Annotated in this window: 14 protein-coding genes; all 14 read left to right on the plus strand. The window is 23.9% G+C overall.

What is annotated here, in order from left to right:
- Positions 1-3: 3 nt before the first annotated feature.
- The 14 genes from ADFLV_RS02810 (at position 4) to ADFLV_RS02875 (ending at position 15315) form a co-directional block, all read left to right on the plus strand.
- Entirely contained in the window at positions 4-684 is a 681-nt protein-coding gene (locus tag ADFLV_RS02810) for a response regulator transcription factor (RefSeq protein WP_129010434.1), read from the plus strand.
- Positions 681-1928, plus strand: coding sequence for an ArsS family sensor histidine kinase (locus ADFLV_RS02815; RefSeq protein ID WP_129010435.1), 1248 nt, complete (start codon positions 681-683; stop codon positions 1926-1928). The genes ADFLV_RS02810 and ADFLV_RS02815 overlap by 4 nt, the downstream gene beginning before the upstream one ends.
- Positions 1929-1957: 29 nt before the next feature.
- The gene (locus tag ADFLV_RS02820; RefSeq protein ID WP_235664970.1) at positions 1958-3064 is read left to right on the plus strand and encodes an aminoacetone oxidase family FAD-binding enzyme; all 1107 of its coding nucleotides are present in this window, start codon (positions 1958-1960) and stop codon (positions 3062-3064) included.
- A gap of 72 nt (positions 3065-3136) precedes the next feature.
- Positions 3137-4546: a methyl-accepting chemotaxis protein gene (locus ADFLV_RS02825; protein WP_129010437.1), complete on the plus strand. Its 1410-nt coding sequence runs from the start codon at positions 3137-3139 to the stop codon at positions 4544-4546.
- A gap of 1 nt (position 4547) precedes the next feature.
- Positions 4548-4922 (plus strand): response regulator, encoded by a 375-nt coding sequence (locus tag ADFLV_RS02830; RefSeq protein ID WP_014473274.1) that lies wholly within the window; start codon positions 4548-4550, stop codon positions 4920-4922.
- Between the two features lie 111 nt (positions 4923-5033).
- On the plus strand, positions 5034-6983 hold the full coding sequence (locus ADFLV_RS02835; protein WP_228720427.1) for a sensor histidine kinase: 1950 nt from the start codon (positions 5034-5036) through the stop codon (positions 6981-6983).
- A 1-nt stretch (position 6984) separates the two neighbouring features.
- Entirely contained in the window at positions 6985-9402 is a 2418-nt protein-coding gene (locus tag ADFLV_RS02840) for a PAS domain-containing sensor histidine kinase (RefSeq protein ID WP_129010439.1), read from the plus strand.
- Positions 9403-9448: 46 nt separating this feature from the next.
- Positions 9449-10273 carry a TIGR00282 family metallophosphoesterase gene (locus tag ADFLV_RS02845; RefSeq protein ID WP_129010440.1) on the plus strand — a complete coding sequence of 275 codons (825 nt, stop codon included), beginning with the start codon at positions 9449-9451 and terminating at the stop codon, positions 10271-10273.
- Positions 10274-10351: 78 nt separating this feature from the next.
- Entirely contained in the window at positions 10352-11143 is a 792-nt protein-coding gene (locus ADFLV_RS02850; RefSeq protein ID WP_014473278.1) for a nucleotide-binding protein, read from the plus strand.
- A 5-nt stretch (positions 11144-11148) separates the two neighbouring features.
- Positions 11149-11388: a hypothetical protein gene (locus ADFLV_RS02855; RefSeq protein WP_228712359.1), complete on the plus strand. Its 240-nt coding sequence runs from the start codon at positions 11149-11151 to the stop codon at positions 11386-11388.
- A gap of 27 nt (positions 11389-11415) precedes the next feature.
- A complete protein-coding gene (ubiE, locus tag ADFLV_RS02860) occupies positions 11416-12126 on the plus strand; it encodes a bifunctional demethylmenaquinone methyltransferase/2-methoxy-6-polyprenyl-1,4-benzoquinol methylase UbiE (RefSeq protein ID WP_129010441.1) in 711 nt (236 codons plus the stop codon).
- Between the two features lie 23 nt (positions 12127-12149).
- Complete coding sequence (gene xseA / locus ADFLV_RS02865; RefSeq protein ID WP_129010442.1) at positions 12150-13403, plus strand: exodeoxyribonuclease VII large subunit; 1254 nt, start codon at positions 12150-12152, stop codon at positions 13401-13403.
- A gap of 73 nt (positions 13404-13476) precedes the next feature.
- Entirely contained in the window at positions 13477-13956 is a 480-nt protein-coding gene (locus ADFLV_RS02870; RefSeq protein WP_014473282.1) for a chemotaxis protein CheW, read from the plus strand.
- A 6-nt stretch (positions 13957-13962) separates the two neighbouring features.
- The gene (locus ADFLV_RS02875; protein WP_129010443.1) at positions 13963-15315 is read left to right on the plus strand and encodes a response regulator; all 1353 of its coding nucleotides are present in this window, start codon (positions 13963-13965) and stop codon (positions 15313-15315) included.
- The last annotated feature ends 16 nt before the right edge of the window (positions 15316-15331 follow it).

Here is a 15331-nt window from a genome sequence, read left to right on the forward strand (position 1 = left end):
ATTTTGATAAAAATTGCAATGATAGAGGATGATTTAGAATTAGCAGAAGTTCTATGCCAGTATTTAAAGCAATTTAATATGGAAGTTACTAATTTCGAAGAGCCATATTTGGCTCTTTCGGCTTTAAAAATAAACAAATATGATTTGATTATTTTAGATTTAACACTTCCTGGAATGGATGGATTAGATGTTTGTAAAGCAATAGTAAAAGATTTTGATATCCCAATTATCATTTCAAGTGCAAGAAGTGATATCACTGATAAAGTAACGGCACTTAAAATGGGAGCAGATGATTATTTACCAAAACCTTATGATCCAAGAGAATTGGAAGTTAGAATAAAAACTATTTTACGAAGATTTAATCACTCAAATATTCAAGAAGATGAATCGAAAAATAAAATATTTGTACTTAATGAAGAAAAAAAAGAGATTACAAAAAATGGTAAATATATAAAACTAACAGCTGGTGAGTTTGAAGTATTATCACTTTTATTAAAAAGAGAAGGTTTTGTAATAAGTAGAGAAGATATTTTTGAAAATTCAGATATATTAAATCAAGATTATGAAAGTTCTGGTTCTTTGGCAGTAATAATAAATAGAATTAGACATAAAATAGAAGAGAATCCAAAAGAACCACAATATTTACATACAATTAGAGGAATGGGATATAAATTTATACAATGAATAGACAATCAATATTTTTTACAATAGCAGTAAGTTTTATAATATCGATACTTTTAGTAGGTATCAGTTTTTTAATACTTTTAACTCATGATTTTAGGATGAAAGAGGGACGTCTTTTAGATAAATATATGCCTGTTTCAAAAATGGTAAATAGACAAGATTTTAAATTTGATGATATTTTTATAAAAAATTTAACTGAAATGAATTATAGCCTTTTGACAGAAATGTCAGATATAAATAGTATTACATATAATCATAAAACAAAAGTTTTATTTGAAAGAATCCATCCAAAAAGTAATGATGTTTTTAGAATCTTAAATCTAAATGATACGAATTATGTTTATATGAAAAGAAAAGGTGATACAGTTTTAATAAAAGATGAAAATACTATAAACAGCAACAGTCATATCTATATTATTTTAGTATTTACGATTTTATTGATAACTATTATTTTAATTTATTTAATCACTTTACGAAAACTGATGCCTTTGAAAATATTAAAAGACAAAGTAAAAACTTTAGGTGATGAGAACTTTGATTTTGAGTGCTGTAATCTTAAAGGTAAAGATGAAGTTTCTCTTTTGGCCAATGAATTTAAAAAGTCAGCAGAAAAATTAAAAAGTCTAAAAGAAGCTAGAAATATCTTTATTAGAAATATTATGCATGAATTAAAAACTCCAATAACAAAAGGTAAATTTTTAACTTCATTAGAACAAAATGAACAAAATAATGAAAAATTAAAATCTGTATTTAATCGATTGGAATCATTGATCAATGAATTTGCTTCCATAGAAGAATTGATTTCAAGTTCAAAAAACATAGAGAAAAAATTTTATTTTTTAGATGATATTGTAGATAATGCAAAAGATATTTTAATGATTGAAGATGAGCATATTATTTCAAAATATGAAAATAAAAAATTAGAGGTTAATTTTAAATTATTCTCAATTGCAATTAAGAATTTAATAGATAATGCCGTTAAATATTCACCAAATAAAGAAGTTATTATAAAAAATGAAGATGAAAATATAATCTTTGAAAATGAAGGAAAAGCTTTAGACGAACCATTTGAAAGATACTTTGAACCATTTTTCTCAAATGAAGATAAATCAAAAGACTCTTTTGGTTTAGGATTATATATAGTTCATAATATTTTAAAAGCAAATGGATATATTTTAGAATATGAATATGTTGATGGAATAAATAGATTTATTTGTAAAAAGGATAAATCATCTACGATATAGCAATTATTGGAGCAGGAGCAAGTGCTTTGATGCTTGCTTCAAATTTAAATAAAAAAAAATATAAAAATATCTGTTTAATTGATACAAGTCTAAAACTTGCTCCTAAAGTAAAAGTAAGTGGTGGAGCAAAATGTAATATCACAAATGAGCTAGTAACATATAAAAACTATTTAGGTGATGAAGAGTTTGTAAAAGAGTTACTAAAAAAATTCTCAAAAGATGATTTATTAGCTTTTTTAAATAAAAATCAAGTCTTTCCCAAAATTAATCCAAAAATTGTAAAAGGAACATATTTTTGTAATTCTAGTCAAGATGTTATTGATATGTTTACAAAACTCACTACCCATGTAAAAAAATATTTAGGAACAACAGTTTTAGATGTAGATTTTGATGAAGTTTATAAAATAAAAACAGATTCAAAAATAATAGAAGCAAAAAAACTTGTAGTTGCAAGTGGAGGTTTGTCTTATCCAGTTTTAGGAGCTAGTTCTATTGGTTTTGATATTGCAAAAAAATTTGGACACTCTATTATAAAACTTGAACCTGCACTTGTGGGATTTACTGTACAAAAAGAGCAGTTTTGGTTTAAAAATCTAGCAGGTATTTCTACAAATGTTATAACTTCTGTTGAAGGAAAATATTTTGAAGGTTCACTTTTATTTGCACATAAAGGTTGTTCAGGTCCTGTTATTTTGACTACTTCTTTGTATTGGAAAAAAGGAAAAATAGTTATAGATTTTTTACCTAAAAAAAGATTAGAGAGTTTTTTAGTTGGAAATAAAAATATCTCTTCAGCTTTACCTCTTCCAAAAAGATTTATCCAAGAATTTTTAAACTCTATTGAACTTGAAGATAAAGCAACTTCAAAATTAACAAGTTTAGAATTAGAAAAATTAAAGTTATTAAAAAATTATGAATTTTCACCTGCTGGTAATTTTGGTTATTCAAAGGCTGAGGTTACAAAAGGTGGAATAAATACAGATGAAATAAATCATAACACTTTTGAAAGCTTAAAACAAAAAAATCTTTATTTTATTGGTGAATGTTTAAATATAACTGGTGAATTAGGTGGCTTTAATTTTCAAATAGCTTTTAGTGAAGCGATTGTTTGTGTAAAACAACTAAATAGTATTTAACGTTATTTTTAGTATATATTTATAGAATTTTAGTTATTATATTTATTAAATCACTGTGTATTGAGGTTTGGTATGTTTTTTGGTAATAAGAATTTGGAAGATAAAATTATTCGTTTAGAAAAAGAGGTTGAAGAATTAAAAAATCAACTAGAAAAAAAAGATTCAGAAATTGCAAAAATTTCAGATATTGAACAAAGTAATTCTGAAAGAATAAAAGATTTAACAAACAATAATGAAAAATCTATTCAATTATTCAAAGAAATAGCTTCTTTTTCACAAGAAGAAGGTTTAGTTGTTTTTGATGAAAAAAATGAACTATTTTTTGCAAACAAATTAGCAAGTTCAAATATCAAAGATTATTCAATTGTTTTAGAAGCAGTTCTAAATGGAAGTAATCGTTTGATTATGGAAGATTGTGAAGCAAATATTGAAGTAAAAAATTATGAGAATTATAAAATAGTTTCATTACGAAAAACTTCTATTCATGATAATAAAGATGGTGGTTTATTATCAAGACACAATAAAAATATGACAAAATCATTAGATACAACTCAACAAACTTATTTAAGTTTATTGGATGAATTACAAGAAATGTCAAAAGAATCTAAAGAAACAGCAAATGGTTCAACTGAAGGTTTAAATTTAATTAACGAAATAGTTGTTGATACAAATAATTTACATAAAGAAATAGAAGTTGAAAATGATGTTGTTACATCATTAGTTACAAAAAGTAAAGATATTGCGCAAGTTATTAATATAATTCAAGAAATTGCATTTCAAACAAATATTCTATCTTTAAATGCAGCAGTTGAAGCAGCAACAGCAGGAGAAGCAGGAAAAGGATTTGCTGTAGTTGCTGCTGAAGTACGAAATCTTGCAACAAGAAGTGCCGATGCTGCAAAACAAATAAAAGATGTAGTTACTTCAATTCAAAATGAAACTGAAAAGATAAAAAGTAGTTCTGAAACTGTATCTGATGTTGTAAATGTTACTAAATCAAGAATTGATATTTTAAGTAAACTAATGAATACTTTCCAAAAAAATTCAAATAGATCAGTTTATGAAGTAGAAAGTATTTCAAATAAAATATTTATAAACCTTGCAAAATTAGACCACGTTATTTATAAAAATAATTTATACCAATTGATTTTTGGTGGAGAACATAACTTTAAACCAGTTGACCATCATAGTTGTAGATTAGGAAAATGGTATGATACAGGTTTAGGAAAAGAACAATTTAGTTATGTTCCATCATATAAAGGATTAGAAAAACATCATCATATTGTTCATCATGAAGCAAATCTTTTAGCAAAAGAGTGTTCAGGACATAGTGTTTCTTGTTCAAAACAATTAATTGAAGATAAAATAGAATTGGTAGAACAAGGAAGTGAACAAGTATTTATCTATTTAGATAAGATTTTAGAAGAAAAAAATGACTTGGTTATGAAAGAAGCCGCAAAAAAATTATTTGAAGGAAAATAAGATGAGTAAAAGATATTCAATAGCAATTATTGATGATGAAACAGAAATTTTAAATGTGCTAAGTAGATTTCTGGCAAGAAATCCAAATTTTTCTGTATCAACATATTCAAATCCTGTTTCAGCTTTGGGCTCTATTGAAACAAATAATTTTGATGTAATCCTTTTGGATATTATGATGCCTCAAATGAATGGATTGGAAGTATTAGAAAAAATCAAAGCAAAAGATGATTCTCAAAAAGTTATCATGATGACGGCATATTCAACATTAGATAAAGTTCTAAAATCTCATAAAGAAGGTGCTACAAACTATGTAATGAAACCTTTTGATTCTTTACAACTTTTAGAAAAAAAGATAATAGAAGTTTTAGAGTCATAATAAATGAATAATAAAAACCTAAAAATTAGGTATTTTTTTTATTTTATACTCTCTTTTTTTTTACTTATATTAACTTTAAATAATTTTGAGGAAAAGAAGTTTGAAGACTCTTTGGAAAATTATAAAAAGTTTGTAAGTAAAGAATATTCAATATATTTTAATAATTATAAAAATAATTCTGAATTAATTTATTTCAATGAATTTATCAAAGAGAAAAAACTTATTGAAATTTTAAAGAATAAAAATAATTTGGATTTAACCCTTTTATCAAATGAAATTTATAAGAATTTTGAAAATAGTTTCATATTTTATAAAACTTTAGGTTTAGAAGAAGCTAGTTTTTACTCTACTAATAATGATTTAATTTTAAGTATGAAAGAAAATTCAAAAGATAATTTTACTTCAAAAACTGTGGAAAATGTAATAAAAAATAAAAAAGAATTATCAAATTATAAATTACAAAATAACAAAATTTTTTTACAATTTTCTAAACCAATTTTTGATGAAAAATTAGAATTTATTGGAGTAATAAATTTAGAGTTTAATTTTGATTTATTGATTAAAGAATTGGAAAAAGAGACAAATCTAAACTATAGAGAAGTAATCTCTGATAATTTTCATTTAAACGAAGATTTTTTCTTTAATATTTCAAAAAATAAAAAAGAAAAATTGTTTTTAGATTTAAATAATAAAAAAGAAATTCTATTTTTTTTAAAAGAGAATCAAACTAAAATACCAATTATTTTTATACCATTATACAGTTCAGATTTTTATAAAAATAATATCTATTTATTAGCATATGACAAAGATAAAAATAATGAATTAGCACAAATAGATGAATATGTTAATAACTTATTGTTAATCCTAATTTTGGTACTTCTATTCATATTTTTTCTTCTTTTTAGAGCAAATTATTTAAAAATGCAAAGAAATATTTCAAACAAAAAATATCAAGAATTATTTAATCAAATAGATAATTATATTATCAAAGTTGAAACTGATTTAGATGGAAATATAATTTTTGCAACAAAACCTTTCTACAAATTATCAGGTTATTCAAAAGAAGAAGTTATAGGAAAAAATATAAATATTTTAAAACACTCAGATGTCTCAAAAATATTTTTTGAAAATTTATGGAAAGATTTAAAAATAAGTAAAATTTGGGAAGGTGAAATAAAAAACCAAGATAAGTTTGGAAATTCTTATTGGGTAAAAGCAGTAATTTTTCCAAGATATGATAACAATAATGAAATTGAAGGTTATAGTTCAATTAGAGTTAATATTACAGATACAAAACAACTTGAAAAAATAAATAGATTGTTAAAAGAAGATTTATCAAATAAATTAAATGATATAAAAATTAAAGATAAATCTTTAGTTGATACAACAAAAGTTCAATTAATGTCAAAAATTTTAGATTCTCTTGCTCATCAATGGAAAATCCCAATTTCTAAAATATCTTTTGAGATTCAAAAATTAAATAAAATAAAAAATATTAATTTAGATAAAAATTCATTATTTAATATTGAAAAAAATGTTGAAACTGAATTAAAAAATTTATCAGATATGTTAAATGAAATCAAATATCTTTTTAGTACAAGAAATAGAGAAAAAACAAATCTTTTATCAGTTGTAAGTGAATCAATTTTTAGTTTGAAAGAAGAATTGAAAAATCAAAATATTAAAGTTAAATTTGATATTAAACCAGAAATAAATATGAATATTTCTTTTAATGAATTAAAAAATATCATAATGAATATAATAAAAAATACAATTGAATATTCAAAGTTAAACAGTGAAGATAATGTAACAATATATATAACAGCAATTTTTGAAAATACAGATAAACAAAACGATGTTATAATAAAAATTGAAGATAATATAAAAGGGATAAATAAAAAAAATATTATAAATGAAATTTTAAATTCTGAAGAAAAATATTTTGATACACCTTTATATTTATCAAAACTTTTTATAGAAAAAAACAAAGGTTTATTTTGGTGTAATAACAATGAATATTACACAATTTATTACATAAAATTAGATAAAGAAGAAAATTAAAATGAAAATCTCTTTTTATATAAAACTTTTTTTAGCCTTCATTGTTTTTGCAGTTTTATTACTGGGATTTTCGAGTTTTGCATTTAATAACTTTTATAAATATCATAATGAAAAAAAAGATAAAAAAGAAACAATTGATATATTAAATCAAGAAGAGAAATTTTTCAATTATTATTTAGAAAGTTATGACGAAAAAATAGCTTTGATGCAAAGTAATATTGCTAAAGCAAAAAATAAAGAAGAAATAATAGAGTTTGTTGAAAATAGTGTTTTTAACGATGAAAATATTTACACTTTTAAAATAATAGGATTAGATTCAAAAGAAAAATTTCGAATTGAAAAGATTTCTGATGGCATCAAAGTTATAAATGAAGAGAAATTAAAAAGTATTTTTACAAAAAAATATTTTAAAGATATGAGAGTTTTAAAACCAAAAGAGATTCTTCATTACAACTCAAATTTAGAAAATATTTCACAAATAGATTTTATTCTAAGAAATGAGAATAATTTTTATGTTTTTAAAATAAATTTTGCCCAAGTTTTTAATAAAATCGAAAATGATTTTTTGAAAAAAACATCAATAATAAATCCTAGTGATTCTTCAATAAATAAAAATCTAAATTTAAGAAATAATATCATTTCAAAAAAAATTTATCTCAATGATAATCAATATTTTGAGTTTATAATTAAAAATGAAGATTTTACTAACGATTATATTAAAGATTATTATAAATCAATAATTATAGTTGGATTTTGTATAGCTTTATTTTTATCTTTATTATTTTCAGGTCCAATTGCAAAGTTAAATACAGAAGTTGAAGAAAAAAATAAAAAATTAGATTTAAGTATCAAAAAGAATTTTTTAGAATTAAATGAAAATCAAAAAGTAATAGATAAACATATTATGTTTGTACGACTTACAAAAGATAATATTATAATTGATGCAAGTTATGCATTTTGTTATTTTTTAGGCTATTCAAAAGGCGAATTAATAGGTTATAACTACAATATCTTAATTCATAAAGATATGAAAAAAAAGGAACAAAAAAGAATTTGGAAACAGATAAAAAGTGGTCAATCTTATGTCGGAGAAATAAAAGGAAGTAAAAAAGATTCTGAAGCATTTTGGATTGATTTATTTGTTGAAGGAATATTTGAAAATAAAAAACTTGTAGGATATACAGTAATTTGTACGGATATTACAAATAAAAAGAAAATTGAAGAATTGTATGTAGATTTAAATAAGCAAGTTGAACAATATAATGCAATTTTTGAGAATGTAAATAGTGGAATCTCTTTAATTGATTCAACTGGAAATTTTGTGAAGTTAAATGGTAATTTTAGTAAATTTTTAGGATATAACAGTAAAGAACTTTTGAGTATGAACTGTACAGATATTATAACTGAAGATTCGAGAAAGATTTTACAGAAGATTTTACAAGAAGTAAGAGAAATAGGAAATATTTCCAATTTAGAAAAAATTTTTGTAAGAAAAAATGGTACATTTATTCATCTTGAGTTGTCTTTGAGTATTTTGTCTTCTGATAAAGAACATCTAGTTTTTGTGGTAAATTCTTTGGAAGATAAAAGAAAGTTACAAGAATTGAATCAAAATCTAGAACAAAGAATAAATCAAGAAGTTGAAAAAAATATCCAAAAAGATAAACTTCATCAACAAGAACAAATAAAAAATGCAAAATTAACTTCAATTGGTTCACTAGCAGCTGGAATAGCTCACGAAATAAATACTCCTTTAACATATATAAAAGGAAATCTTGAACTTATGTATTATGATATTTTAGATTTACCTGAAGATGAAATTAGAAATAGAATGAAATATGATAGTGAGAAAATGAAAGAAGGAATAAATCGAATTGCAAATATAGTTGAATCAATGAGAGAAATGTCACAAAGTAGCAAAGAGATAAAAGAACGTACTAATATTTATGGTACATTGATTACTTCATTAACAATGGCATATAATCGTTCAAGACAAGTTTGTAAAATATATTTAAATGAAAAACTTTTTGATATAGATTCTATAAATAAAAATGAATTTGTATTTTGTAGTAAAGTTCAAAAACAAAGAATTGAACAAGTTTGGATAATAGTTATTAATAATGCGTTAGATGAATTAATAAAAGTCGAAGATTATGAAAAAAGAGTCTTAAATATCTTACTATTTGAGGAAAAAGAACAAATAATTATAAAGTTCAAAGATAGTGCAGGTGGAATAAAAGAAGAAATTATAAATGATATTTTTGAACCATTTGTTTCTTCAAAAGAACATAGTGGAATGGGTGTTGGATTAAATATAGCAAAAAAAATAATTGATGAACAAGAAGGAATTATAAAAGCTTATAATGAAGAAAATGGTGCTGTATTTGAAATAAGATTAAAAAAATGTGAAGAAGAATAAAAGTTTATTTTTATACAATAAGAAAAATTTTTTATAAAGAAGATAGATGAGAATAGGATTTATAGGAGATATTGTAGGTCGTCCTGGAAGAAAAATTATAAAAGAGAATTTATCAAAAATCAAAGAAGAATATAATATTGATTTTGTTATTGCAAATGCAGAAAATGCAAGCCATGGTTTTGGATTAACTGTTGAAAGTGCAAAAGAGCTTTTTAAAGCAGGAATTGATTTAATTACGGGTGGAAACCATAGTTTTGATAAGAAAAAAGATATGATGGCTTTACTTGAAACAACAAATGTTTTAAGACCCGATAATTATCCCGAAGGTTTAGTTGGAAGTGGAGTTAAAATTTGTGAAGTAAATACCTCAAATGGTATAGAAAAATTAGCTGTTATAAATCTAATGGGACAATTTGGAATGCCAATAGTAGAAAATCCTTTTAATTGGGCTACAAAATTAATTACCAAACTTCATGAAGATGAAATTAAAAATATATTTATTGACTTTCATGCAGAAGTTACAAGTGAAAAAAGAATTATGCTAATGATGTTTAAAAACCAAGTAAGTGCAATTTGTGGAACACATACTCATGTGGGAACAGATGATTTACAAATTTTTGAAAATACTGCATATTTAACTGATATTGGATTAACAGGTTGTAGAGATAATGTAATTGGAATGGATTCAAAAGTACCTATTCAAAAAGTGACAACAGGAATTGGTGGACATTTTGAAGTTCCAAATTCTTGTAAATCAATTTTACAAATTATGGTTACAGATATTGAAGATGGAAAAGCTACGAATAGTTTTAAAATAAAAAAATATTGTAATAATCAAAAGCTAATAATAACAGAAGCTTTTACTGAATAATGGTATGTGGAATTAATGAAAATTTCGATAAAATAAAATCACTTTATGACTATGAAACGAAATCCAAAGGTTTAATTGATGATTATAATTCCACAAACAAAAGGTGGCGTAGGAAAATCTACTGTTGCTATGCAAGTTATAGCTCCTTATTTATATAAAAAACATGGCAAAAAAGTTACTTATATCGAAATTGATGATGAAAATAATGATTCAAAATCATTTACAAGAACAGAAATCGTAAACAAAAAAATGTTAGGAACGAACAAATTAAATGAACTTGATGAATTGATTTTGATGGATGATAATCATGAAGTTATAGTTGATGTTGGCGGAAATAAAACATCATCTTTAGTTCTTGATGAAATTAAAAAAGTAGGTTCTTTTGGAAATGTAAAATGGATTATTCCATTAGGTGATGGTGAACTTGATGGGAAAAATGCAATTGCAACTATGAAAAAAATTAGGAAGATTGAAAAGAATCCAGAAGAAAATATAATCTTTGCTTTAAATAGAGCAATTTCAATGGATGAAGATTATTATAGTGAACAATTTATAAACTTTTTTGGACATAAATATCTTGATTCAAACTCTGTAATTTGTGATTTTGTAAAAGATCCAAAATATTTTCCCGTAAAAAATGATAAAGTAATTACTATGAGTAGATACTTAGGAAGTACAGTTTGGGAAATGGCTTATAATAACACTGATTTTGCAGCAAAAGCTATGAAAGCAAAAGAAGTTGGAGATATTGAAAGTGCAAGAAAATATCTTTTCTTTAGAAGAATACAAACAGAAGCAAAAGATTATGTTTTAAATACTCTAAATAAAATATTTTGTGATTTAGATAGATGGATTGAAATCAAAAAATGAGTGATATGAGTTTTAAACAAGCTAAAGAGCTTGTTGAAAAAATGGAATTTTCAGAAATTGCTTTAAAAAAAGCTGTTGTTAATCTTGAAAAATCATCTCAAAATTTTGAAACAACTTTAAAACATCAAGAAGATATTATAAATAAACTTCCATATGCTGATAAAAAACTTTCATATATGTATATTGCAGTTGCAGCTAATATTGGATTGATAGTTGGTTTATTAATTGGAAAATATCTTTTATAAAAAATAAGAATTAGGAAAATAACTAAAATGGGAAAACAAGAAAAAATTGTATCAATGTTTAACGACATTGCAGGAACTTATGATGTAGCAAATAGAATTTTGTCAATGGGAATAGATAAATCATGGAGAAATAAAGCTTGTAATAAAACTTTTGAACTTTATGGAAAAAATAATATTGATAAAATTGTAGATGTTGCTTGTGGAACAGGAGATATGATTTTATTTTGGAAACAAGTTGCAAGTGAAAATAAAATTGATTTAAAAAATATTATTGGAATTGACCCAAGTGTTGGAATGATGGAAGTAGGAAAGAAAAAACTTCCAGATGTTGAATTTATAGAAGCTTTTGCAACACAAATGCCTCTTGAAAGTGAAAATGCAGATATAGTTTCTATTTCATATGGAATTAGAAATGTTGTAGAAAGACAAGAAGCTTTTCATGAGTTTGCAAGAGTTCTTAAAAAAGATGGTTTAGTTGTAATAAATGAATTTACAAAAAATAAAAAAGAGAAATTATTAGATCATGTAACAGATTTTTATATGAATAAAATCCTTCCAACTTTAGGTGGATTAATTTCAAAAAATAAAGAAGCTTATACATATTTACCAAACTCAATTGATGAGTTTTTAACAACAGAAAATTTATGTAAAGAGTTAAAAGTTGCAGGACTTGAACCAATTCATGTTAAAGCTTTCTCTATGAATATTTCTACTTTAATTATTGCAAAAAAACTTTGATTTTTTTGCAATAAGGTAAACTTTTGAATCCACCAATTTCTGTATCAACTTTAAATGTTCAAATAAAATCTTTACTTGAAACAACATTTATTCAAATTTATGTTGAAGGAGAGATTTCTAATCTTACTTATCATAATTCAGGACATATTTACTTTTCAATTAAAGATGAAAGCTCAACAATTTCTTGTGTAATGTTCAAAGGAAATACAAAATATTTAAAATTTCAGCTTGAAAATGGTCTAAAAATTGTAATAACTGGAAGTTTAACTGTTTATGCGCCAAGGGGAAATTATCAAATTTTATGTAATAAAATTGAACCATCAGGGAAAGGTGCTTTAGCTTTTGCTTTTGAGCAATTAAAAAATAAACTTGAAGCAAAAGGTTATTTTGAATCAACTCATAAAAAGATTTTACCTAAGTATCCAAAAAGAATTGCCCTTGTTACAAGTCCAACGGGAGCTGCTATTGAAGATATGAAAAAAGTAGCATCACATAGATGGCCTTTAACAAAGTTTATTTTAGTCCCAACTTTAGTTCAAGGTGAAGGTTCAGCTTTTGATATAGTAAATTCAATAAAATTTGCAGATAGTTTAAATTGTGATATTATGATTGTTGGTCGTGGTGGTGGAAGTGTAGAAGATTTATGGGCATTTAACGAAGAAATAGTTGCAAATGCTATTTACACTGCTCGTACTCCAATTATTTCAGCTGTAGGTCATGAAATTGATTATATGATAAGTGATTTTGTTGCAGATATAAGAGCTGCAACTCCATCAAATGCAATAGAAATTGCACTTCCAGATATAAATGAACATAGAATTTATTTAGATTCTTTGGCAAGTGAATATAATAATAGATTTAAAAATATTATATTTAATAAACAACAAGAACTTCTAAATATGAAACGATTATTAGAACAAAATTCAATAGAAACAAAATTTACATTTATTCAAACAGAAATCAATCTTTTAAAATCTTCTTTTAAAACTGATTTATCTCAAAAAATCTTAAGTTCACAAAATGAGTTGAATTTGTTAGTTAGTAGTTTGAAAAATTCTTTTTCTTCAATTTTAGTGAAATCTCAAAATCAAATAGATTTATTAAAATCAAATTTTGAATTAAATCATCCAGATAAAAAAGATAAAAATGGCTTTGTTCAAATTTCTAAAAACAATAAAATAATTTCTTTAGATAATGTAAAAATAGGTGATGAAATAGAGTTACAAACGCCAAAATATATTGCAAGCTGTATATTGAATAAAATTGAAAAACAATAGAATTTAAGTTTAGTGTAGGTAAAATAATAAGAAACAAGTTTTAAATACTTGTCTTATATTAAAAGGAATATTTATGGAAAGTAATGACAAAAAAGTTGTAAATTACGCAAATACAAGTGAATTTATGACATTTGAATTGGGTGCAATGAAGTATGCGATAGAATTACCAAAAATTAGAGAAATCTTAACATATCCTGATAATATTACTCCTTTACCAAACACTTCAAAATGGGTCAAAGGTCTTATTAATTTAAGAGGAGAAGTTGTTCCTATTTTAGATATTAGAATAAAATTTAATACAGGTCCTGGTACTTATGATGAAAATACTTCTGTTATTGCCGTTATTACTGAAGATAAAAGAATGATAGGAATAATCGTTGATTTAGTTGATGATGTTCAAAAATTAGATACAAGTATGTTAGCTCCTGTTTCAGAAATGGGTTCAGCAATTCCATCTAAATATTTAAAAGGTTATGTTAGACTTGATAATAACCAAATGCTTGTAGTTATGGATATTGAAAGAGTTGTAGCTAAAGACGAATTAAAAGATTAAGATAAAATGAGTGTTGACAAAAGTTTACTAAAAAGATTCATTTTATTATATGTTGAAGATGATGATGTAATAAGATTAGAGTTATCTCAACTGTTAAGTAATTTTTTTGCGAAAGTATTAGTAGCAAAAGATGGGAAAGAAGGACTTAGAACTTTTTTAGAAAATGAAGATGAAATTGATATTGTTTTAACTGATATTAATATGCCATACCTAAATGGAATAGAAATGGTAAAAAAAATTAGAGGTATAAATAGTAAAGTTTCAGTAATTTTTGCAACAGCTCACTCCGATACTGAATTTTTAGCAGAAGCTATAAAATTAAGAGTTCAAGAATATATTGTTAAACCTATAGATGTAAGAAATCTATTGAGTTTAATGAATGATATTGCTTCAAATTTATATCAAGAGTTATTATTAAAACAACAACAAGAAGAATTATCAAGATATAAAGAAATTTTAGATTCAAACAACATTGTAATAAAAACTGATATACATTTAAATATAACATATGTAAATGATTTATTCTGTCAAATCTCAGGATTTGATTCTCATGAATTAATAGGAAAAGAGCTTAAATCTTTAAAATTTCCTGATGTAGCTAGTGAAGTTTATACAAACTTATATGCAAAAGTTTTAAACCATAAACCGTGGCAGGGAAAATTAAAAAATTTAAAAAAAGATGGAACTTTTTACAATACAGACGCTTATGTTATACCAACTCTTGATGAGACAGGAGAGATGAATGGTGCAATTTCAATTCAAAAAGATATAACAGAAGAGTTAAATAAAAAAAGAGAAATACAACTTGCTTTAATGAAAGATAAAAGTGATATCTATATAAAAAGTAAAGAGGGTAGTTTAGAGCAAAATAGTATTATAAATGAATTAAAATACAAACTTGAAACTACACAACTTGAACTTGAGCATGCAATAAAAAATATTGATAAATATATTTATAGTAATGAAAAATATAGACTAGAAAATAAAAATCTTAAAACAGAGATTGGATTATATAAAAAGAATTCAACTTCAAATATTGCTTTTAAAATGTCAAAAGAAAATAGTGATTTAAGACTAGAAATTAAAAAATTAAAAGATAAATTATCACAAGTTGAACAAAATGATGAAAAAAGTATTTCCCAATTAAAAGTTAATTATGATGAAAAAATCACAGAACTTGAAGATAAAATAAGTGAATTAACTGAACAACTAGATTCGGTTCAATCAGATGAAGTTTTATTACAAAAACTTGAATATTGGAAAGAAAAAGCTAAGATGGAAACACAAAGAGTTGAAAATCTTGAAAAACAGATAATCGCTCACGCTGATAAAAGTTTATTAAGTAAAATATTTGGTTAAATAAATCAAGAAAATC

This window comes from Arcobacter defluvii, assembly GCF_013201725.1.
Taxonomy (GTDB): domain Bacteria; phylum Campylobacterota; class Campylobacteria; order Campylobacterales; family Arcobacteraceae; genus Aliarcobacter; species Aliarcobacter defluvii.